Origin of the sequence: Shewanella sp. 10N.286.45.A1, assembly GCF_041470405.1 — a bacterium.
Lineage (GTDB): Bacteria > Pseudomonadota > Gammaproteobacteria > Enterobacterales > Shewanellaceae > Shewanella.
Genome location: NZ_JBFRMK010000086.1, coordinates 18,059 through 39,414, shown reverse-complemented (window position 1 = coordinate 39,414; position 21,356 = coordinate 18,059). Strand labels below are relative to the sequence as shown.

Annotated in this window: 16 protein-coding genes; 9 read left to right on the top strand and 7 right to left on the bottom strand. The window is 42.4% G+C overall.

Features of this window, described 5'->3' with window-relative positions; translation table 11 throughout:
• The first annotated feature begins 19 nt into the window (after positions 1-19).
• The 4 genes from AB4238_RS07795 to AB4238_RS07780 all read left to right on the top strand — a co-directional run bounded on the left by AB4238_RS07795 (position 20) and on the right by AB4238_RS07780 (position 7,971).
• Positions 20-1,537 (top strand): tryptophan halogenase family protein, encoded by a 1,518-nt coding sequence (locus AB4238_RS07795; RefSeq protein ID WP_372032662.1) that lies wholly within the window; start codon positions 20-22, stop codon positions 1,535-1,537.
• A gap of 10 nt (positions 1,538-1,547) precedes the next feature.
• Positions 1,548-3,476 (top strand): glycoside hydrolase family 13 protein, encoded by a 1,929-nt coding sequence (locus AB4238_RS07790; protein WP_372032660.1) that lies wholly within the window; start codon positions 1,548-1,550, stop codon positions 3,474-3,476.
• A 40-nt stretch (positions 3,477-3,516) separates the two neighbouring features.
• The gene (locus AB4238_RS07785) at positions 3,517-5,583 is read left to right on the top strand and encodes an alpha-amylase family protein (RefSeq protein WP_372032659.1); all 2,067 of its coding nucleotides are present in this window, start codon (positions 3,517-3,519) and stop codon (positions 5,581-5,583) included.
• Positions 5,584-5,841: 258 nt separating this feature from the next.
• The gene (locus AB4238_RS07780; RefSeq protein ID WP_372032657.1) at positions 5,842-7,971 is read left to right on the top strand and encodes a glycoside hydrolase family 97 protein; all 2,130 of its coding nucleotides are present in this window, start codon (positions 5,842-5,844) and stop codon (positions 7,969-7,971) included.
• 80 nt (positions 7,972-8,051) lie between these two features.
• Here the strand turns inward: AB4238_RS07780 and AB4238_RS07775 are convergent, their stop codons facing one another.
• A complete protein-coding gene (locus AB4238_RS07775) occupies positions 8,052-8,564 on the bottom strand; it encodes a malate synthase (RefSeq protein WP_372032656.1) in 513 nt (170 codons plus the stop codon).
• Between the two features lie 156 nt (positions 8,565-8,720).
• Here AB4238_RS07775 and AB4238_RS07770 point away from each other — a divergent pair, with 156 nt between their 5' ends.
• Positions 8,721-10,256, top strand: coding sequence for a DUF3612 domain-containing protein (locus AB4238_RS07770; protein WP_372032654.1), 1,536 nt, complete (start codon positions 8,721-8,723; stop codon positions 10,254-10,256).
• 1 nt (position 10,257) lies between these two features.
• Here the strand turns inward: AB4238_RS07770 and AB4238_RS07765 are convergent, their stop codons facing one another.
• Positions 10,258-10,617, bottom strand: a complete 360-nt coding sequence (locus AB4238_RS07765) for a hypothetical protein (RefSeq protein WP_372032653.1) — start codon at positions 10,615-10,617, stop codon at positions 10,258-10,260.
• A 341-nt stretch (positions 10,618-10,958) separates the two neighbouring features.
• Here AB4238_RS07765 and AB4238_RS07760 point away from each other — a divergent pair, with 341 nt between their 5' ends.
• Together AB4238_RS07760 and AB4238_RS07755 are read left to right on the top strand one after the other, a co-directional pair.
• Positions 10,959-12,512 (top strand): MFS transporter, encoded by a 1,554-nt coding sequence (locus AB4238_RS07760; RefSeq protein WP_372032651.1) that lies wholly within the window; start codon positions 10,959-10,961, stop codon positions 12,510-12,512.
• Positions 12,513-12,605: 93 nt separating this feature from the next.
• On the top strand, positions 12,606-15,140 hold the full coding sequence (locus AB4238_RS07755; protein WP_372032650.1) for a glycoside hydrolase family 15 protein: 2,535 nt from the start codon (positions 12,606-12,608) through the stop codon (positions 15,138-15,140).
• Between the two features lie 120 nt (positions 15,141-15,260).
• Here the strand turns inward: AB4238_RS07755 and AB4238_RS07750 are convergent, their stop codons facing one another.
• The 3 genes from AB4238_RS07750 to AB4238_RS07740 form a co-directional block, all read right to left on the bottom strand.
• Positions 15,261-15,806, bottom strand: a complete 546-nt coding sequence (locus tag AB4238_RS07750) for a GNAT family N-acetyltransferase (RefSeq protein WP_372032649.1) — start codon at positions 15,804-15,806, stop codon at positions 15,261-15,263.
• Positions 15,807-15,808: 2 nt separating this feature from the next.
• A complete protein-coding gene (locus AB4238_RS07745) occupies positions 15,809-16,324 on the bottom strand; it encodes a GNAT family N-acetyltransferase (RefSeq protein WP_372032648.1) in 516 nt (171 codons plus the stop codon).
• A 191-nt stretch (positions 16,325-16,515) separates the two neighbouring features.
• Positions 16,516-17,028 (bottom strand): GreA/GreB family elongation factor, encoded by a 513-nt coding sequence (locus tag AB4238_RS07740; protein WP_372032647.1) that lies wholly within the window; start codon positions 17,026-17,028, stop codon positions 16,516-16,518.
• Positions 17,029-17,194: 166 nt separating this feature from the next.
• Between AB4238_RS07740 and AB4238_RS07735 the strand changes: the two genes are divergently transcribed.
• Positions 17,195-18,115 (top strand): transporter, encoded by a 921-nt coding sequence (locus AB4238_RS07735; RefSeq protein ID WP_372032645.1) that lies wholly within the window; start codon positions 17,195-17,197, stop codon positions 18,113-18,115.
• A gap of 114 nt (positions 18,116-18,229) precedes the next feature.
• Here the strand turns inward: AB4238_RS07735 and AB4238_RS07730 are convergent, their stop codons facing one another.
• A complete protein-coding gene (locus AB4238_RS07730; RefSeq protein WP_372032643.1) occupies positions 18,230-19,375 on the bottom strand; it encodes a JmjC domain-containing protein in 1,146 nt (381 codons plus the stop codon).
• 171 nt (positions 19,376-19,546) lie between these two features.
• On the opposite strand from AB4238_RS07730, the gene AB4238_RS07725 reads away from it, so the two are divergent.
• On the top strand, positions 19,547-20,215 hold the full coding sequence (locus AB4238_RS07725) for a PolC-type DNA polymerase III (protein WP_372032641.1): 669 nt from the start codon (positions 19,547-19,549) through the stop codon (positions 20,213-20,215).
• A 50-nt stretch (positions 20,216-20,265) separates the two neighbouring features.
• Here the strand turns inward: AB4238_RS07725 and AB4238_RS07720 are convergent, their stop codons facing one another.
• Positions 20,266-21,282: a LacI family DNA-binding transcriptional regulator gene (locus tag AB4238_RS07720; RefSeq protein WP_372032640.1), complete on the bottom strand. Its 1,017-nt coding sequence runs from the start codon at positions 21,280-21,282 to the stop codon at positions 20,266-20,268.
• Positions 21,283-21,356: the final 74 nt, after the last annotated feature.

The window sequence follows — 21,356 nt, the reverse complement described above, 5'->3', positions numbered from 1 at the left end:
TCCATTCTATGGAGTACCTATGACGAGCCGTGTCCAAAACGTGGTTATTCTTGGTGGCGGCAGTGCTGGATGGATGGCTGCAGCTTGCTTAAGCAAAACACTCGGCAGCCAGTTACAAATTACGCTTATCGAGTCGGAATCAATAGGCACTGTCGGCGTAGGAGAAGCGACTATCCCATCTATACATCTCTTCAATCAGCTGATAGGGATTGATGAACAAGCATTTGTCAAAGCTACTCATGCAACTTTCAAGCTAGGCATACAATTCAAAGGTTGGGGGAAAGAGCAAGATGACTACATGCATGCTTTCGGTGGTTTTGGATTCCCATTTGGATCACAACCATTTTTTCAATATTGGATGCATAGTAAAACATTAGGGAATCAATTTAGTTTTTGGGATTACTCATTAAATAGTCAGGCAGCAAAATATAATAAGTTTGCCAAAATAGAAAAAGTCGGTGAAACCAACCTTCAAGGACTCGTATACGCCTACCAGTTCGATGCATCTTTGTTTGCAAGTTTCCTGCGCGCTTTTTCTGAGAACCTTGGTGTAAATCGAATAGAAGGAATCGTTAAAAAGACAAATTTAAGTAGTGAAACAGGCTTTATCAATTCACTGACGCTCGACAGCGGAATGGTTATTACTGGCGAACTCTTTATCGATTGTTCGGGTTTTAAAGGTGTGCTTATTGAACAAGCACTTCAAACAGGTTTCGAATGTTGGAGCCACTGGTTACCGTGTGATAGTGCTCTTGCTATTCCAACCAAAGCGTTAACTCCTCTCCCTCCATACACAACAGCGACAGCACATGATGCTGGTTGGCAATGGCAGATCCCTCTACAACATAGAACCGGTAACGGATATGTTTACAGCAGTCGCTATATGACAGATGAACAAGCCAAGGAAGAATTATTAAACAAGTTAAATAGTGAACCAATTGGGCCAGCGAAACTTATTCGCTTTAAAACAGGTATGAGAAAATTGAGTTGGAATAAAAATTGTGTTGCTCTTGGATTAGCAAGTGGCTTTCTAGAACCGTTAGAATCCACGAGTATTCATTTAGTACAATTTTCCTTAGGCAAGTTACTCAAGTTTTTTCCAAATAAAACATTTCATCCATCTACTACTGATGAATTTAACCGACTAGTAAACCAAGAATATAATAATGTCAGGGATTTCATCATCCTCCATTATAAAGCTAATCAAAAACAGGAAAGTAAATTCTGGCATGACTGCGCACAAATGCCAGTCCCTGCGGCATTACAACAAAAAATATCGCTCTTTGAAGCTCAAGGACAAGTCCACTGCAGTAGTGATGAATTATTTTCTGACATTAGTTGGACTCAAGTGATGCTAGGGCAAAACATATTACCCAAAGGATATCATCCTATGACACATAGTTTCCCGGTTAAAAATCTAAAGATCCATCTAGCTGAAACTCGCTCTATTATCAAACAAATATTACCCGCAGTGCCAAAACACAAGCACTTTATTGATCTTTATATTGATCACAAACAAGCACCCAATAATACATAGGATCACAGCTATGAGATATATTCTGACGAAAGCTGTTCTTAGTTTAATGTGCGTCTATGGCATTTGTAGCAATGTTAGTGCGGCGGACAATTCACTACCGATGGAAGGTTTAAACACGGCTAAAACAATAAAAGAAGTTAGAGTTGAACCGCAGTTCTGGTGGGCGGATATGGTCAATCCAACGCTTGAGCTGATGCTTCACGGCGACAATATCGCGTCAATGCAAGCATCCTTACAGACTCGTTCCAATATCAATATTGTTGAGCAATCAACCACAGAAAATCCAAACTATTTATTTATAAAGTTATCTCTAAAAGATGTTAAAGCGCAGACCATCACTCTGTCGCTAACAAAAAATAAGACGCTAATGCATCAGTTTGATTACCAAATCAAGCAACGACGTACTGGTTCTGGCCAGCGACAAGGCTTCGATAACAGCGATGTCATCTACCTAATTACTCCAGATCGCTTCGTTAACGGCGATACATCAAATGATAATCACAGCTCAATGCTTGAAAAGGTCAATAGAGCAGATAAAGATGGCCGTCATGGCGGTGATATACAAGGTATTATTAATAGCCTAGATTACTTACAAAAGCTTGGTGTGACCCAGCTTTGGGTCAATCCACTGCTTGAAAATAATCAACAGCAATACTCCTACCATGGCTACTCAACAACAGATCACTACAAGATTGACCCGCGTTTTGGCAGTAATGCGGACTACCGTCAACTTAGTGATGCCGCTAAAGATAGGGGCATTGGGATCATCAAAGATATCATCGTCAACCATATCGGCTCTAACCATTGGTGGATGACAGATATTCCTAGCAAAACCTGGATCAATGGTTTGGCTGCTAATCAACCCATCAATACCAGTAAGTTGCCTTTTACTACTCATCGTCGTACTACAGTACAAGATCCCTACTCTGCGCCAAGCGATTTGAGCAACTTCGTCGATGGCTGGTTTGTTGATAGCATGCCAGATTTAAACCAAACGGATGAAAAACTAGCAACCTACCTGATTCAAAACAGTATTTGGTGGGTTGAGTACGCTAATTTATCTGGGATCCGTGAAGATACCTACTCCTACGCCGATAAAGCATTTTTGGCGCAATGGTCAAAAGCAATTATGGCTGAATACCCCAAGTTTAATATTGTAGGCGAAGAATGGACTGCTAATCCCATAACGGTCTCCTATTGGCAAGCAGGAAAAATAAACCAAGATGGCTATGTCTCCTACCTTCCAAGCCTAATGGATTTCCCACTCTACGAGACCATGCTAAAAGCCTTTAATCATCCAGAATCTTGGGACAAAGGTTTTATTGAATTATATGAGATGATGGCAAATGATGTCGTTTATGCCGACCCAACTAATCTAGTGTTATTTGAAGGCAACCACGACACCAACCGTTTATTCAGCCTTTTGGATAACAATTTATCCCGTTACAAGATGGCAATGGCGTACACATTGACGTCTAATCGTATTCCGCAGATTTTTTACGGCACAGAAGTGTTAATGCAAAGCCCGGTAGAGGGTCGCCACGACGGTGCAGTAAGAGCTGACTTCCCCGGTGGTTGGTCATCCGACGCTAGCAATGCGATGACCCAGCAGGGATTAAACTCGCAGCAGTTGGACGCCCAACATTTTGTTAGTACATTACTCAATTTTAGAAAAGGCTCATCTGCCATTGCTAACGGTAAGCTGATTCATTACGTACCAGAAAACGGCGTTTATGTTTACTTTAGAGCGGATAAGACAGAAACGGTGATGGTCGTGATGAACAAGAACAATGAGCAGATAACTCTAGATAGTGAAAGATTCAAAACACAGTTGAAAGACTTTTCAACCGCAACCGATGTGATAACAGGCCAATCGCAAAATATCTTACATAGCTTAAGAAGCCCTGCCAACTCGGTGTTAGTACTAAGCCTAAACTAATCAATAAGAACAATTAAATCAATGGATAGGGCTAGATTTTATGACGTTTAAAACAAAGTTAGTTGATGTATGTGGTATTAACAATTCTGTTGAAAAGAGCAAGCTAAAAGTATCAAAAAGTGCGTTAATAGTCAGTCTTGTCTTACCTGCGTTTTTTGCAACTGGTTGCACAGAATCATCAACGAATAGCAACGTAAACACTGCAGAAAAAGCACCTGCAAACAAAAGCACTGTTTCGACGCATAAACAAGTAAAGCCGGTGATTTATCAAGTCTTCACGCGCTTGTTTGGCAACAAAAACACCAACAATCAACCGTGGGGAACAAAACAGCAAAATGGTGTTGGAAAGTTTAGTGATTTTGATAACACTGCGCTACGAAGTATTAAAGCCCTCGGTACCACCCACATTTGGTATACCGGCGTCCCCCATCATGCTTTGGTTGCTGATTATAAAACCTATGGTATTAGCGACGATGACCCAGATGTCGTTAAAGGACGCGCAGGTTCCCCTTATGCTGTAAAAGATTACTACAATGTAAACCCAGATCTTGCTGATAATGTAGAGAACAGGCTGCAAGAGTTTAAAGACTTAATCAAACGCACCCATGATAATGGTATGAAGGTAGTCATCGACATCGTGCCAAATCATGTTGCTAGAGCTTATCAATCCAACTATAGCCAACATGGCGTTAGTAGCTTCGGCGTTAACGATGACACCAGTACAAGTTATAAAAGACATAACAACTTCTACTATGTGGTAGACGATACTGCCATTGAGCTAACTGCAAAAGCTTTCAAAGTCCCTCAGTTAACACAAGAAAATGCACCGCTAGGTGGAGAAGCTCATCCCCTTTCCGATGGTAAATTTATAGAGTTCCCCGCAAAATGGACCGGCAATGGCTCTCGCGCAGCACAGCCGGATGCAAATGACTGGTACGAAACCGTGAAAATCAATTATGGCGTAAAACCAGACGGCAGCTACGACTTCCCTAGCCTGCCATCTTCACTAGCAAGTCAAGACGCTAACGTCCACTATCAGCATTGGTTAACGATAGAAACTGAAGACAAAGCACTGCCTTTTAAAGACAAGCGCATTCCAGACTCTTGGATGAAATTCAAACAAATCACTCAATTTTGGCTAGCCCAGGGTGTCGATGGTTTTCGTTATGACATGGCAGAGATGGTACCAGTGGCATTTTGGAGTTATCTAAACGCCAATATTAAACACACAAATCCAGAAGCGTTCTTATTAGCTGAAGTCTATAATCCAGCGCTTTATCGAGACTATATTCGACTCGGGAAAATGGACTATCTGTACGATAAAGTGGATATGTACGATACGCTAAAAGCTATTATTCAAGGGCAAGAAAGCACAGCCGCTATCGCAGAGAAACAAGCCTTAGTCAGTGATATCTCATCAAACATGCTGCACTTTTTGGAAAACCATGATGAGCAAAGGATTGCCAGTGCCGATTTTGCTAATGATGCTTTTGCGGCACTGCCCGCTATGGTTGTTTCAACTACCATAAGCTCCGCCCCTACTCTTATTTATTTCGGACAAGATGTTGGCGAAAAAGCAGCAGAGAAAGCAGGTTTTGGTAGTCCTACCCGTACCAGTATTTTCGATTATATCGGCGTTCCAGCCCATCAGCGCTACATGAACAACGGCAAATTTGATGGCGGACAATCAACAGCAAAAGAACTTGAACTTAGACTATATTACACAAAGCTGCTCAACCTAAGCCATAGCGCGTCGGCACTAACAGGTGAGTATATCGAACTCGATAGTTTTAACCGCGCAAACAATGTCATTGGCTATGATGAGCAAACATTTGCATTTAGTCGATACAATGCTGAGCAGCAACTGATTATCGTGAGTAACTTTAGCCAGCAACACAGTAAGACGTTTACCTTACAACTACCGCACTCACTCATTTCGAAGTGGAACATTGATGCTAAGCAAATAGCGCTGGTGGACCTTTTAAATGAACCTCAAAAGTCATTAAACGACCAAGAATTAACACTGACAGTTATTGATGATAAGGGAGCCGTTGCTTTGACCCTTGCGCCTAATGAGTCAAAAGTACTGATGGTTAATCATCACTAAGCATCAATATTCATACCAATGGCAGTACCAATCCCAGTACCAATAAAAAGTAATACAAAGCCCGTATAGACGGGCTTTGTCATTTATCTGAAAAGCTAACCATAACCAAAATGCTGTACAGCTATCTTCTCCATTTGAATACGTATGCAAGCCATTGCAGCAAGTTTAAGGTTCAACTTAGTATGCTAACAGCAGCATAACTTCAATAAAACTTGCACGGCAGAACTATAACAATAAATTAAACACAGGGATGGCACCATGTACTCACTGCGCTCTACATTACTTTCGTACCATGATAACGCCGCAATACAAAAAAAGACTTTCCACGCTAAAAAGCGTTCATTATCTAAGCTGGCCACCATCACTTCAATAATACTAGGTACGGCGTTTAGCAATATCGCAGTGGCTAAAACAGTTTCAGTAACCTCTCCCGACAAACAAATAGTGGTGTCTATTTTTGATGACAATGGCCAGCCAGAATATAACGTTGAGTTTCATGGAAAAAAGGTCATCACCGACTCTCGTCTTGGATTGGTATTTAAATCATTAGGTGAATTGGCACAAGGCTTTACCATTGAAAAAAGCAAATTAAGCAACACTCAAAATCGTTGGCAGCAACCATGGGGCGAGCAAGAATGGATAGAGGATAATTACAACCAAGCTAACATCACCCTAAGCAACGGCAAATATAAGCTTAAACTGCATTTTAAAGCCTTTGATGACGGCATCGGCTTTCGATATGAGCTACCAAAACAAGCTGAGCTAAGTCAGTTAACCATCACCAATGAATTAACAGAATTTTCAGTTCCGTCGCCCGAAAAAGCGCAAGCCTGGTGGATCCCAGCAAGAGGCTGGAATCGTTATGAGTACCTATACAGCAACAGCGCTTTAGACAAAGTGACTAATGTACACACTCCCTTCACTTTTAGGCTCAATTCTGGTGTGCACATGAGTATTCACGAAGCTGCACTGGTTGATTACGCTTCGATGACCCTAAATCAACGTCGTAGCGGCAAACTAAAAGCCGATCTCACTCCCTGGTCTGACGGCAGTTTGGTCAAAACTCAAGCGGGCTTTTTCTCACCATGGCGTACTATCCAGATAAGCGATGACGCCGCAGGTTTACTAAATTCACACTTAATTCTTAATTTGAATGAACCCAATAAACTTGGCGATGTAAGCTGGGTAGAGCCTGGGAAATATGTCGGTATTTGGTGGGGTATGCACCTTAATGAGAATACTTGGGGCTCAGGTGAAAAACACGGCGCCACCACCAGCGAAACCAAGCGTTATATGGATTTTGCAGCGAATAATGGCTTCGATGGTGTGTTAGTAGAAGGCTGGAATCATGGTTGGGATGGCAGCTGGTTTCATAATGGTGACGTGTTCAGTTTTACTCAACCCTACACCGATTTCGACCTTGATGCGGTGAGTCATTACGGCAGCTCAAAAGGGGTTAAGCTCATTGGCCATCACGAAACCTCTGGCTCAGTGACAAACTACCGAAATCAGATGCAAGACGCCTACGATCTTTACCAACAGCATGGCGTCAGTCAGATAAAGACCGGCTATGTCGCTGATGGCGGCGATATTAAGCGTATAGATGAAAACGGTATTACTCGCCATGAATGGCATGATGGTCAATTTATGGCGAACGAATATCTATATAGCGTTCAGGAGGCAGCTAAACGTCAGCTCAGTATTAACACTCACGAACCGATAAAAGATACCGGACTGCGCCGTACCTATCCAAACTGGATTTCTCGTGAAGGTGCCCGTGGACAAGAGTTTAACGCCTGGGGCACACCGCCGAACAATCCGGCACACACCACAACGCTTGCCTTTACCCGCATGTTAGCTGGGCCAATGGATTTCACCCCAGGTATATTCGACCTTGCCCCAAAAGGACTTGATGCGATTAATCGAGTACAAACCACTTTAACCAAGCAACTCGCTCTGTATGTCGTACTTTATAGCCCTATTCAGATGGCCGCGGATCTTCCTAGAAACTACCTTGAACGGCAAGATGCGTTTCAGTTCATCAAAGATGTACCCACCGATTGGCATCAAAGTATCGCCTTGGCAGGTGAAGTTGGCGAATATGTGGTATTTGCGCGACAAGAACGAGCAGGAAAAAGTGATGGCAAAGACTGGTACCTAGGGGCAATTACCGACGACAACGCCAGAGAAATTGAAGTAAAACTTGATTTTTTAACCCAAGGAGTGCGTTACGAGGCGCAGATCTACCGCGATGGTAAAGACGCTAACTGGCAAAGTAATCCTTATGATTATGTCATCGAGACCAAACAAGTAAACGCTGCAGATCAACTCACATTAAAGCTTGCACCAAGCGGCGGAACCGCAATTCGTTTTAAGGCTGTTAATTAGAAAACTTGCCTTTTATATGTCATAGACTAAAAAAGCCCTTAATTAAGGGCTTTTTCTATTACTCGATTTCTTAGCAAGATTTAGCGCTTTAGCTGGTAGTCGCTACCATCTTTCGCGGTAAACTCTTGATCGAGTACCGATGAGGCTACCACTGTGTTTTCAACATTAACCAGGCTTATCCAGTACTGGTGACCTTCAACTAAGATATCTTCAATGTTGGCACAATCTTCTGCGCCCTTTACACTTTGTCTATCAAAAGTTAGCTCCACATGCACGCCATTATCTTTAAGTAATATTGCGGTAGGCTCACTCTTATGACCGTTAAGCGCCACAAACTGTTTAGGGCAACGTAAGCCCGTTTGGCTACCGTCTTTCATAAACACTAGCAGTTGTTGGTAGTAGACTACATAGCTGCAAGCATCCTTGTGCGATCCTTTAGTTAGCGGAAACTTGTCATCCAAAAATATTTTGGCACAAGGTGTTGAGGTATCATTTGCTGCCTGACGGACAACATTCACATCAACAAAATCCGAACCAATATATACATTATTCTCGTGGTTGTTTGCAGTGTTATTGATTGTTGATATATCCATTGTCCTGTCCTCATTCGTTCCTAAAATAGGTCACTCACCGTTACTTGCTTTGAAAGCTTTCAAGAAACTGTTTATTTCCTGACTGCTTGATTTGTAGTCTAGTGTAAAAATCGCTACAATTTCACAATAAAAATTTTACAATGTGAATTTTACAATATGAAAAGTAATCAGAGCCTGATCAGAAAGTCACATTTTCTCGGTACCAAGATTAGAAATTTGCGTAAGAGAAACCACCTTACAATGGAAGATCTTTCAGCCCGCTGTGTGCGTGTCGATCCTGAGTCAGCCCCCTCTGTATCTTACCTTTCGATGATTGAACGGGGTAAACGAGTCCCTAGTGCTGGGATGCTAGCGGTGATTGCCGCAGTGTTTCAAAAAGAGGTTGATTGGTTTCTCGATGACGTTCCTGAAGACAACGCAATAACACCAGAAAAAGGTCGACGCGGTGGAATAAGTGGTATGGCTTTAGAGCCGAGTTTTCTGTTTTCGAGTGATATTTTACAGATTGCCATCCCCGAAATGCTGTCACAAACAGGAACTACCGGTCGTGAATTTGCCCATTTATTGATCCGCGCACACCAAGAACACCATCAAAACCACTTCCCAGATCTTGAGCGCGCTGCTGAAGAAGTTGGTCAAAAACGGCTTCCTTTGGCATTAGATGACTTAAAAGATATTGCCAAATCCCTTGGGTTAAAACTGAAATGGGTCGATAGAACTCCGCAAGAAGTAGAAGATGAGATGGGAGTCAGTACCGCCCATGTAGTGACTTCGTTCTTTGAGCCGCCATCGACTATTTATCTCAACAAGATGCTCAAGTCATTCCCAACAAGGCTTAAATATGATCTTGCGGTACATATTGGTCACTGTGTTTTACACAATAAAGACGGTTTAAAGTGCGTGTTAACAGCCGGAAGAAGACATACCGCTGCCCACGATGAGTTAACAACTCCCGCATCATCGACTTTGAATGCCCAAGATATTTTGCATGCATGGCGTGATTTCGAGTCTAGCTTCTTTGCTGGTGCACTGCTTTGTCCAAAAGTGCCCTTCAGACAATTATTAGACAGACACGGCTATGAGATAAACGTCAACAAAGCGGTTGGTGTGTCGGCATCGGTTGCAATGCGCCGAATGACCGTCGTTTCTCCCTACCCGCATTGGCATTACTTTGATGCCTACGCACCGGGCAAATTGAAAGCGGTTTATCGCGGTAACGGCATTCCTCTACCTTGGGGCAATATGCGGGTGGTAGAAGATCCTTGCCAGCATTGGGCCGTATTTAGAATGATCAACGAACCCAAAGTTGGTACCTCAGCCCAAATATCAATTCTCGAGGTTGCTGAAGAGCCACGGATCTACTGCTGTGAGTCAGTAAAGGTTGAAGATATGGCGGGAAACAATCACGTGCTTTGCGCAGGAATCGATCTCAATCCAGCTATTGATGCCCAAGGTGGTGATTCTGCGTCTATTGCCACAGAGCTGAAACAGATCTGTGCCGAAAATAGTGGCTCAGTAGAAATGCCAACGCATATTAAGAAAAACCTATTAAGCGTGGCAAAAATCCTTAACATTAATTGGATAGAACGCGGTATTGACAATGAAGCGCGGCTGATTTGCTCAAGAGGCGCCGTGTGCCCAAGACAACCAAGTTGTTATAAAGCCGGTAAAGCCCTTTGTGACGCAGAGTAGCTTAACGATTAAGTATGCCCATTGCAGTTGCATGCACAATGATGCACTGCTCTGAATAGCCAAATTCAATTGCCAGCGTATCGTCGATAATCATATCAGCGAGTAAGACGGTACCGGCAATTTTTTGCTTAGCTTGCTCAATTGCCATCAAAGTCGATACGCCTTCATCGATAGGCAGTAAATATAAAAACTGTGTTTGACAGCTTTTACCTACGACGGCACCTAATTCAACAAGCTCTTCAGACTGAGTTACACCATGATATGTCTCTGAGGTAAATGAACCGTGATTTGCAATGTTACAACCAGTCAAGATTAAAAAGCACATAAAAACAAAAGCTTGTATTTTTATCATTTTAGTCATCGACACAGTTCCGTTAAATATAAGTGTTATTACTGTTAAACATACAGCATGAATACGTATGTATTCTGTTGTGCCAAAATCAAGCTCAAGGGTAACATGGGAACCTACTTTTATTCATGCTCTGCTTGTGGTGTGGTCGGTAAAAGTATGGTCGTTTCTAACGGTTTGGCCGTTAGTTTTACCACTCTATAACAAGCTTTAGCCCAACAACGCAAACACGTTTGGTTATCGCTTTATTAGCATAGGTATAGGGTAACGGCCAGCAGAGGTCGCTAGTTGTTACCCATTTTTTTAAAGATTCGACCCACAATAATAATTCTAACACCGAAAAGGTCTGGTTAATGTCTGAAAACAACCCTCAACAAAAGCCACAGCTCAGCTTCTGGCAAATATTTAATATGTGTTTTGGATTTTTGGGCATTCAATTTGGCTTTGCACTGCAAAATGCCAATGTAAGCCGAATATTCCAAACCCTTGGCGCATCGATTGATGATATCCCAATTCTGTGGATTGCCGCGCCTCTAACCGGACTCATTGTACAGCCTATCATCGGTTATCTAAGTGATAACACCTGGGGAAGATGGGGAAGAAGGCGACCATTCTTTGTACTAGGCGCAGTTTGTACGACCTTAGCACTTTTTGTTATGCCCCACTCTCCTGCTTTGTGGATTGCTGCTGGCATGCTTTGGATTATGGATGCATCGATTAACATCGCTATGGAACCATTTAGAGCATTTGTTGGCGATAACCTGCCCAATAAGCAACGCACTCTTGGTTATGCGATGCAAAGCTTCTTTATTGGTATTGGCGCAGTCATCGCATCAGCGCTACCCTATATTTTAAGTAATTATTTTGATGTGAGTAATACTGCGCCCGCTGGTGAGATTGCTGATTCAGTACGTTACGCTTTCTATTTTGGCGGTGCTGTTCTTTTCCTTGCTGTAATGTGGACCGTCATTTCAACAAAAGAGTACTCACCTGAAGAGTTAGCTGAATTTGAAAAGCACACTGACGAAAGTCCGATTCAAACAACGGGTCAACGTAGCGCAACACAGTACCGAAACGGAAGTATCCTCTGGGCAAGTATTGGTAGCATTTTTACTGCCACTATTTGGTTATGTGAATGGGATAAACAGCTATTTATTCTCAGTATCGGAATATTAAGTTTTGGTCCATTGCAGCTATACTGTGCAACCAAATTAAACCAACTAAAGTGTCATTCTGAAACAACAGAACAGTTAAGTACAAACCGTGAAAAGCAGAGCTTAATCTTTTGCGTGGTCGATGACCTATTCAATATGCCCAAAGCGATGCATCAACTCGCTTTAGTGCAATTTTTCTCATGGTTTGCACTATTTGCCATGTGGATCTATACCACAGCAGCCGTGACTGACTATCACTATGGTAGCCAAGATGTATTATCAAAAGCCTATAACGATGGTGCTGACTGGGTCGGTTTACTCTTTGCAGTTTATAACGGTTTTGCAGCAATCGCGGCCATTTTCATCCCTATTCTCGCTAAAAAGCTGGGTTTAAAAGTGACTCACTGCATCAACCTGTTCTGTGGTGGTCTCGGCCTTATTAGTTTTAAGTTCATCAGCGATCCCACCTTATTATGGCTGCCAATGATAGGCATAGGTATCGCTTGGGCTTCAATACTCTCTGTCCCATACGCCCTGCTCGCAAATACGTTACCAGCAAAGAAAATGGGCGTTTACATGGGAATATTTAACTTCTTTATCGTCATCCCACAATTATTGGCAGCAAGTGTGCTTGGTCTTATCGTCAGAGTACTTTTCGATGGCCAGCCGATTTACGCACTGATCACCGGTGGCGTGCTGATGATGGTAGCAGGTATAGCTGTGTTAAGAGTCAATGTCGACAATAGCCTGTGATCCTTGCTGAAAATTAAACTCGCAAAAAACGTTAACAATACACTTTGTGTTTTACGCAAAATAAATAAAAAAGCATCATATTTGGGGAAGCAAATGGTAGGTCCAATCACATTTAAACAAACAGTACTTACCACCGCAGTGAGTATGGCGCTGTTACTAGCCGGCTGTAACAATCAACATACAGAAAATAGTACTGAGTTAAGTTCTGTTAAAAGTGAAACAACACAACTTAGCACTGGTAATCAGCGAAATTCTATTGCACCAGGAATTCCTGGAAACGACCCAACATGGGCTTTTGCAGGAAAAACCGGCATTGGCACCTCTTATGAGCCCTATACAGACGGCAGTTATCAAGATAGCGCTGAAAATCCTATCAGTCGGGTTTGGTTCTCGCTTGCCCAAGGTATTATCACTGAAACCATGTTTGGTCTAATCCACAACGCACAACTGAAAGAGATGCAATTTGTTGTAACCGGCGACGGTTTTGTTGATACTGAAAAAGATGATACTGAACACTCTATCGAGTATTTACACACTGATGAGTTCGGTAGACCACTATCACTTGCCTATAAGCTTATTAATAAAGATAAAGGCGGCAAATACCAAATAGAAAAACATATTTTTACTGATCCTGACCGCGATGCACTAATGATGAAGGTGATTTTTACTGCATTTGAATCCGGGATCACCCCATACCTAATGGTTAACCCGCATATCGACAATAGTGGTGCAAACGATATTGCTCAGTATGACACTGCTAATAAAGTGTTTACCGTAAACACCACAGATAAAGACAGCAGTGTCATGAGTGTTAAATCAAGTGTTGATTTTAGCCAAGCAAGTGTTGGCTTTGTAGGCATCTCTGATGGATTAACCGATCTAAAAAATAACGGTGATATGAACTGGCAGTACAGCGCAACCTCCGATGAAAACCAAGGCGGGAATGTCGCACTCACTGCCCAGTACCCGAGCCCAATAATAAAAGCCGGCGAGCAGCAAGCTAAGATAAGTTTTGATCTGGTCATCGGTTTTGGCAGCGATAAGCAAATCAGTTTAGCTAATACAGACGCGAGCCTAGCTGCAGGTAGCGACAAAGTACTCGCAGCCTTTAACGGTGAAGGAGATGCATTGGGTTGGCAAGATTATCTAAGCTCACTCGATGCATTAAACAACATGGTCAATACCACTACTGATAATGGCAAGTTGTTATACGCCAGTGCATTAGTGTTAAAAGCGCAAGAAGACAAGACTCATGCCGGCGCGTTAATCGCCTCACTTTCTAATCCATGGGGAGATACGGTTTCTGCAAAAGTTGGCAGTACTGGCTACAAAGCTGTTTGGCCACGGGACTTTTATCAATGCGCGATGGCCTTTCTAGCAATGGGCGACAACCAAACGCCAAAAACAGCGTTTGAGTATTTAGAGAAAGTTCAGGTAACTGAAAATACTCCGGGTTATACCGGGACACCAGGTTGGTTTTTACAGAAAACCCATGTAGATGGACAGATTGAATGGGTCGGTGTGCAGTTAGATCAAACTGCAATGCCTATCATGCTCGGCTGGAAGTTATGGCAAGCTGGGGTATTAAGCGATACGGAAATAAGCCATTGGTATAAAAAGATGCTCAAACCTGCCGCAGAGTTTTTGGTCAATGGTGGTGAAGTTAACTTAGATTGGAATCACATCAATATAACACCACTAAAAACTCAGCAAGAACGCTGGGAGGAGCAGCAAGGTTACTCACCTTCAACTACCGCAGCGGTAATATCAGGTCTTATCAGTGCCAGTGATATAGCAAATCATACAGGCGATGACAAAGCGGCCAAACGTTATTTAGATACCGCAAAAATGATGCAGAGCAAAATAGCAAAACTGATGGTGACCAAAAGTGGGTTACTGGCAGCATCAAGCCGCTCTAATAGTGATTCAGACCAAACTGAAAACCTACCCTATTTTGTACGTTTAGCGCCAAACGGCGAACCAAACCTTGATACTAAGCTCGGTGACAACAATGGTAGAGGTGGCCTTGATCAACGCCTTATTCTAGATGGAGGCTTTTTGGAACTGGTTCGCTACGGTGTAACTGACGCAACCGATAAGACGGTGAGTAATACGGTTGCACTGATAGACAATGAGAAACTAGAGCATAACTTAAGAGTGAAATACCAGTTTAAAGCCAAAGATGGGTCACTTATTCCAGGCTTTAGACGTTACGGTAATGATGGTTATGGAGAAGATGAAGTCAACGGTGATAGCTATGCAGAGAAAGGTCAAAACAGTGCTGGACAACGAGGTCGTGTTTGGCCATTTTTTACCGGAGAACGTGGCCATTTTGAGCTTGCTAAAGCCCTTAAGAGCAACAGCCTTGATAGTGACTCCCACCAAAAGCTAATCAATACTTATGTGCAAGGAATGGAAACGTTTGCCAATGAAGGGTTAATGCTACCGGAACAAGTATGGGACGGTGTTGGCAACCCTACGCGTTACCACTATAAGCCAGCTCAAGGCACTAACTCTGCCACACCACTTGCTTGGACTCACGCAGAATACATTAAGCTGGTGCGCTCAATGTCAGATAAAAAGGTATGGGATAATTACTCAATTGTCACTGACAAACTCAAGCAGTAGGCGATTTAAATAAGTACAAAAAAGGTAAGCCCGTTAGCATCAAGCTAGCGGGCTTTTTTATCGATACTTAAACGGGCTTATTGCAGCTATAAACTGATTGTATCTATAAACTGATTGTATCTATAAGCTTAGTGAATCTCTATCATGCTTAAGCAAGCCATATTGGAACTCACTTCCCCAAGCGCCTTTAAAGAATATATTATCGATAAAATGTGCTTCTCGGCGAAACCCTACTCTTTCTAATAATTGATAGGAGGGGTGATTGTCGCAGTCAGTAGTCGCAATTATTCGGTGCTTTTTCATATCATTAAAAAGATAATCAATAAATGCACTCAACGCTTTGGTCGCAATCCCTTTACCTTGATGCTCCGGCGCTAAAGTAAAGCCCACTTCAACTTGCTCAGCATCAATAAAATGGATTGCAAAATCACCTAACAAGTTATTGCTGTGGGTTGCAACAATTGCAAGTTGGAACCATTGCCCTACTTCACCAAATTGATGCCCCTGCATCGATTCATACAAGCTATTGGCTTTTTCTATTGAGTAATCATTCCAGCTTTGGTATTGAGCAACCGCTTCCATCGCTCGATAACGCGCAAAAGTCTCTAGGTCGACCAGTTCAAACTCACGGATAGTTAAATCATCTACGGTAAATATCTTCGACATTGTTATGACTCTACTGTTAATTTATACAAACGACTCTCTTCATCGTAAGCAGCCAATTTTTCAATTTTATCAAATACAAAGCCTAGCCGCTCTAGTGTCTTTATCGAAGCCTCGTTATCCATAGAAGTCACTGCAATAAATTCCTTTGCCTTAAGAACAGTTTCACCATAGTTGAGTACCGCTTTTACCGCTTCTTGGGCATATCCTTTAGACCAAAAGGCTTTTGCAAAAGCATAACCTAGTTCAAAATCATCGCGGTAGTCGCGGCGTATTAAGCCACAGATCCCAATTGGAATATCGCCTTCTCGCAATGTAACCAAGTACATACCATAGCCATTATCATGATAACTTTTAGTGAAACTGTCATTGATATACGTTACCGCTTGCTCAAGACTATGGACTTGCTTATCTGCAATCCCCTCGATAAAGCTTGGTTCATTAAGCAGAGACAGAATAAAACTCGCATCAGCAGCAGTAATCTGTCTGATTGTTAGCCGTTCACTGGTCATTAAAGCCATATAATTCCTTTTAATATATACCCGTACTACCTGAAGGTGCACGATTCAGTGGGAGTTTAATCACGGCATCGATTGCCACAAATGGTCGTTCCCTTGGTAAAATCAATAAAACTGAGTAAAACCCATGCTTTTTGTATAAGAAACGCCCATCGCAGAAGTCTTTGTTCGACTCCACTTCGTTGTTGAGCTGACTAGTAGATCCCAACAATTTCATAATGATGTAGGTTTCCACCGACGTTAATCGAAACTTCATCATTCACTTCGCGCGACATTAGTTTTTCACCAATAGGCGACTGCGGTGTGATGAGCATAAAATTACGTTTAGCTAATTCAATTTTTAAACCACCAGCACTTGGTCCCATAAACAACAAGCTAACAATATCTTCTGCGTCAACAAGCTCAACTAGGTGACCAACAGCGATAAGCTTAGGTTTACGACTATCGCATTCATTCAAAGCTCGATGCTTTAACAAGGTGAATAGTTGCTCAAAAGCTGTGATATCCGCTTGACACTCTGCAACTCTAACGGATTGGCCGTGGGCAAGGTACGACGCCTCTAAACCAAAAGTATCGTACTTATTTTCAGCAACGCTTTCACTACTTGTTGCAGTATCATGGGCACGTTTGGCTGCATTCATCGCATCCTGATGCACTTTGATAAGGGCTTGCTGAATCGATTGCTCTATCTCTTCTCTGGTAAGCACGTAACGCCCTTTAGGTAATACAAAAATGTTAAATAACAGTTTTAATTATTTGCAGCATAACATGCTTGATTAAACTGATAAATTGGTTAACTTAGAGTATGTGCAATCGAATTAACTGAGTAGTGGAACCGCTCAGAGAGAGCCATTTTTCAGTTAGGGATCATCAATGCAAAACAGCCATAATAAAAATAACAAACAACTCCTCAACATTGGCTTGCTCAGCGTAGCAATGGCGGCAACAACATGCTCTGCACAAGATCTAGAGCCTAGAAGCTATACCAACATTCCCATCGGAATGAACTTTTTAGTTGTCGGCGCTGCACATTCTGAAGGCGAACTATCACCAGCACCTACAGCACCCATCGAAAATGCTGATATCAACATCAATGCCGCTGTTGTCGGATATGCCCATACTTTTGCACTGGCTGGAAAATCGTCGAAAATTGATATGAGCGCGAGTCGACTTTGCTATAAAGGCAGCGCTGATTTTCAAGGCGAACGAGTTACGGCTGATAGATGTGGTTATGGCGATGTTAATGTTCGACTCTCTTGGAACTTTTTTGGTGCACCGGCCTTAAAACCTGCCGACTTTGGTGCATGGAAACAAGGTGTTGTGGTCGGGACGAGTCTACAAATTACAGCACCGACAGGGAGTTATGATAAAGATAAACTGCTTAATGCGGGTGCAAATCGTTGGGTATTTAGACCAGGATTAGGTATGTCTCATAAACTCGGCGACTGGTATTACGATTTAATCGCTTCTGTGCGTTTTTACGGTGATAATGACGAGTATTTCAATGAGGTTAAGCTTGAGCAAGATCCACAATATACCCTACAGGGTCACCTAATTTACAACTTTAGCCAAGGTCACTGGCTATCACTCAATGCCAACTTTTATTTTGGCGGCGAAACCCACAAGGACAATATCGACTCGTTTGATTCGCAGGAGAACTCTCGTTTCGGCATCACCTATTCTGCGCCGATTAACAGAAGCAATAGCATTAAACTATACGCCAGTACTGGGGTGGTTACTCAAGTCGGTAGTGATTTTGATACGCTCGGTGCAGTTTGGCAGTACATATTCTAGATTGATTAGCCAAAAATATGCCGCTCAACTTAATGCACTAATAAAAAAGGTTCAATGGCAGTATTACCGTTGAACCTGTTCTATTTGCAGTCAAGCATTTGCAAATGCTAGCTGTTACTCTATATCGTCGAAATACCAGTAACCAGCATTAACCCAATCGGTTAATTGATTGAGTGTTTCATCATCAGCCAACCAAGGTGTTAGCGCCTCTAGAGTTAACTGCTGCGAGTCACATAACAGTGCGATTAACGACTCTTTAGTTTCGCCTAGTTGGATCTGTTCACCATTTATATAGAGCATACCGTCAGCGGCTGTTGCTTCAAAATACAAACAACGCAGGCCACCAAGCTTTACTAGCGGCTGTAACTTTAACTGCTCGGTTACGTCAAGACTTTGAAAACCTAAATGATCTTCAGGTAAATCAAGTTCACATTTCGACTGAGTAAGATAACGGCCACTAAACTCACTGATTAGCTTGTCATCTAACGTACTGAATAACTGCTGCTTAATGCGTGCTAAGTCGGAGTGATTGACCACGCCAGAGCCATTAGCTAGTTCACGGTCCGGATCGGCAATCTGCTCATTACACAGATCGTTATCGATAATGTGATCAGCCATTGCGCTTACCATGTCTTTCGCAGAGGCTGTTCGATAACCGACTGAGAAGCTCATCGAAGGCTCAAGAGTCACACCATCATGAGGATACCCCGGTGGCAGATACAAGATATCGCCAGGCAACAATTCAACATCTATGATCGGATCAAATGCTTCTGTATGCAGCAATGCAGGGTGAGCTGCAAACTCTTTGTGAGGACCAAGATCCCCAACTCGCCAACGACGGCGACCCGAACCTTGGCAGATAAACACATCGTAAAGGTCAATATGAGGTCCAACTCCGCCACCAGGTGTGGCATAGCTCACCATGACATCATCAAAACGCCAGCGTGGGATAAAATCAAAACATTGAATTAACTCTTCTGCTTCCGGTAACCAGTTATTCAGTGCTTGAACAATTAAGGTCCAATCTTTTTCACCAAGTTCTTCGTAAGATTCAAATGGGCCAAACTCAGCTTGCCACTCATCGTTTGCTTTAAAAACTCGGCGTGACTCAACCATTTCGTCACAAGCAAGTCCAGCCATCTCTTCAGGAGAGAGCAGATCTTGAAAGTTTTTAAATCCTTGGCGGATCACTAGTGGTTTTTTTTGCCAATACTGCTCTAAGAACTGCTGCGGCGTAATACCATTTAAATCTAATTGCATATTTATCACTCACTATAATTTGCGGCGATCCTAGCAAGTATTAGCATTTAGTTATTTGGGCAAGATCATAAATTGGCAAGTTGCTGAACATTCAATTTGCGTTACATTTAAATTGACTCCCACCAATGTCGCTCTACAATATGCGCAAACTCTACTGGTAAGAACTGCACATTGGCACACTCTTTTGCTTCACCCCATTCGACAAATCTTCAAAACGATATCGCTTTAGATGCAAGTACGGTCATTGTGCTCGATTTTGAAACTACTGGTCTATCACCAAACCAAGGTGATCGAGCCATAGAAATTGGTGCAGTGAAATTACGAAACGGCATTGTAGTTGAACGTTTTCAAGAGCTAATGAATCCAGGCTTTCGTGTTAGTGGCTTTATCGAGAGTTACACCGGGATTAGCAACCAAATGCTAAGCAGTGCAGCTCCTTGTGATGAAGTCATGGATCAGTTTGCTGACTTTATCGCTGACTATAATATGGTTGCCCATAATGCATCTTTCGACCAACGATTCTTAGATGCCGAGCTGAATGCAATTGGACGTGGTTATAACGGTCAGTTTGCTTGCTCGATGTTGATTGCTAGAAGGCTATATCAAGAAGCCCCAAACCATAAACTTGGTAGTTTAATCAGTTACAAGCAGATTAAACATGATGGTGTTTTTCATAGAGCGTTAGCCGATTCAGAGATGACAGCCGATTTATGGTTAGCAATGTTAGATGATCTTAAGCAAGATCATTGTATTGAAAATGCGGAGTTTAGATTGATGCAAACGATAACAAAGCAGAGTAAAGCCAACATCTTTAGATTTCTGTCTAATTACAGCAACTAACGCCTTTAGCCGAGCATGACATGTTTTATCGCTCGGCAGCTAAAAAGTTGCTATGCCGACTGACGCACCACTAAGTTAGTCGGGATCAGCTGCGGTGATACCTCTTCACCGTTAATCAGTTTAAGTACACTCTCAACCAGAATTTCACCCGCCAGCATAGTATTTTGCTTAATCGTCGTTAATGGCGGATTAGCAAAACTAGCCACTGGAATATCGTCATAGCCCATTACAGCAACATCTTCGGGAACAGCTAACCCTTTAGCGTTAAGTGCCCTTATGGCGCCAATTGCAATAAGATCGCTAGCGGCAAAAATAGCGTCAAAGTCTTCACCACTATTCAGTAAGCTATTGGTCGCATCAAATCCCGACGTTTCTGTACTTATGGCTGCAAACTGTATGGCGTTATTTACTTTAATCCCAGCTTTTTTCAGTGCGCTTAGGTGACCTAAGTAACGGTCACGAAACTCAGGGCTATGACTAGATGAATCGCCAATAAAGGCAATGTTGTTATGCCCTTTCGCTAAGAGGTGTTCTGTGGCTGTTACGCCACCTTGATGGTTATCACAACCAATGGTTAATACCGATTTATGATTGTGTTCTGCCCCCCAAATAACAAAGTGAGTATTTTGCTCTAATAATTTTGCAAGCTTTCTCTCGTAGTCAACGAAATCGCCATAGCCGAGTAAAATAATACCATCGGCTTTATTACTGTCCTCATAATCAGCATGCCAATCACTGCTTAACTGTTGAAAAGAAACCAGCAGATCATAGCCCTTTTGTGCAGAAGCTCTAGTGATTGAGCCAAGCATAGATAAAAAGAACGGATTGATCAGCGAATCGTCGTTGGTAGGGTCCTCACAAAGTAACAACGCAAGCGTCTGACTATTTTGCATCCGCAAGTTACTGGCATTTTTATCAACTTTATAATTAAGCTCTTTAGCAATCGCTTGAATACGTTGGCGGGTTTCCAAATTCACCAACGGACTGTCTCTTAAGGCTCTAGAGACTGTAGATTGTGACACTCCTGCTTTGTAAGCTATATCAATGGATGTTGCTTTTGTAACCATGATTTTTTCAAACCTTTATTATAGTTTTAGGTAGTTTTTATAGCGTTACTTACTTCACTCTCATTGATATAGCC

Coding starts and splice junctions, on each gene's coding strand:
- AB4238_RS07795 (WP_372032662.1), top strand. CDS start 20: ATGACGAGCCGTGTCCAAAACGTGGTTATTCTTGGTGGCGGCAGTGCT.
- AB4238_RS07790 (WP_372032660.1), top strand. CDS start 1,548: ATGAGATATATTCTGACGAAAGCTGTTCTTAGTTTAATGTGCGTCTAT.
- AB4238_RS07785 (WP_372032659.1), top strand. CDS start 3,517: ATGACGTTTAAAACAAAGTTAGTTGATGTATGTGGTATTAACAATTCT.
- AB4238_RS07780 (WP_372032657.1), top strand. CDS start 5,842: ATGTACTCACTGCGCTCTACATTACTTTCGTACCATGATAACGCCGCA.
- AB4238_RS07775 (WP_372032656.1), bottom strand. CDS start 8,564: ATGGATATATCAACAATCAATAACACTGCAAACAACCACGAGAATAAT.
- AB4238_RS07770 (WP_372032654.1), top strand. CDS start 8,721: ATGAAAAGTAATCAGAGCCTGATCAGAAAGTCACATTTTCTCGGTACC.
- AB4238_RS07765 (WP_372032653.1), bottom strand. CDS start 10,617: ATGACTAAAATGATAAAAATACAAGCTTTTGTTTTTATGTGCTTTTTA.
- AB4238_RS07760 (WP_372032651.1), top strand. CDS start 10,959: ATGTCTGAAAACAACCCTCAACAAAAGCCACAGCTCAGCTTCTGGCAA.
- AB4238_RS07755 (WP_372032650.1), top strand. CDS start 12,606: ATGGTAGGTCCAATCACATTTAAACAAACAGTACTTACCACCGCAGTG.
- AB4238_RS07750 (WP_372032649.1), bottom strand. CDS start 15,806: ATGTCGAAGATATTTACCGTAGATGATTTAACTATCCGTGAGTTTGAA.
- AB4238_RS07745 (WP_372032648.1), bottom strand. CDS start 16,324: ATGGCTTTAATGACCAGTGAACGGCTAACAATCAGACAGATTACTGCT.
- AB4238_RS07735 (WP_372032645.1), top strand. CDS start 17,195: ATGCAAAACAGCCATAATAAAAATAACAAACAACTCCTCAACATTGGC.
- AB4238_RS07730 (WP_372032643.1), bottom strand. CDS start 19,375: ATGCAATTAGATTTAAATGGTATTACGCCGCAGCAGTTCTTAGAGCAG.
- AB4238_RS07720 (WP_372032640.1), bottom strand. CDS start 21,282: ATGGTTACAAAAGCAACATCCATTGATATAGCTTACAAAGCAGGAGTG.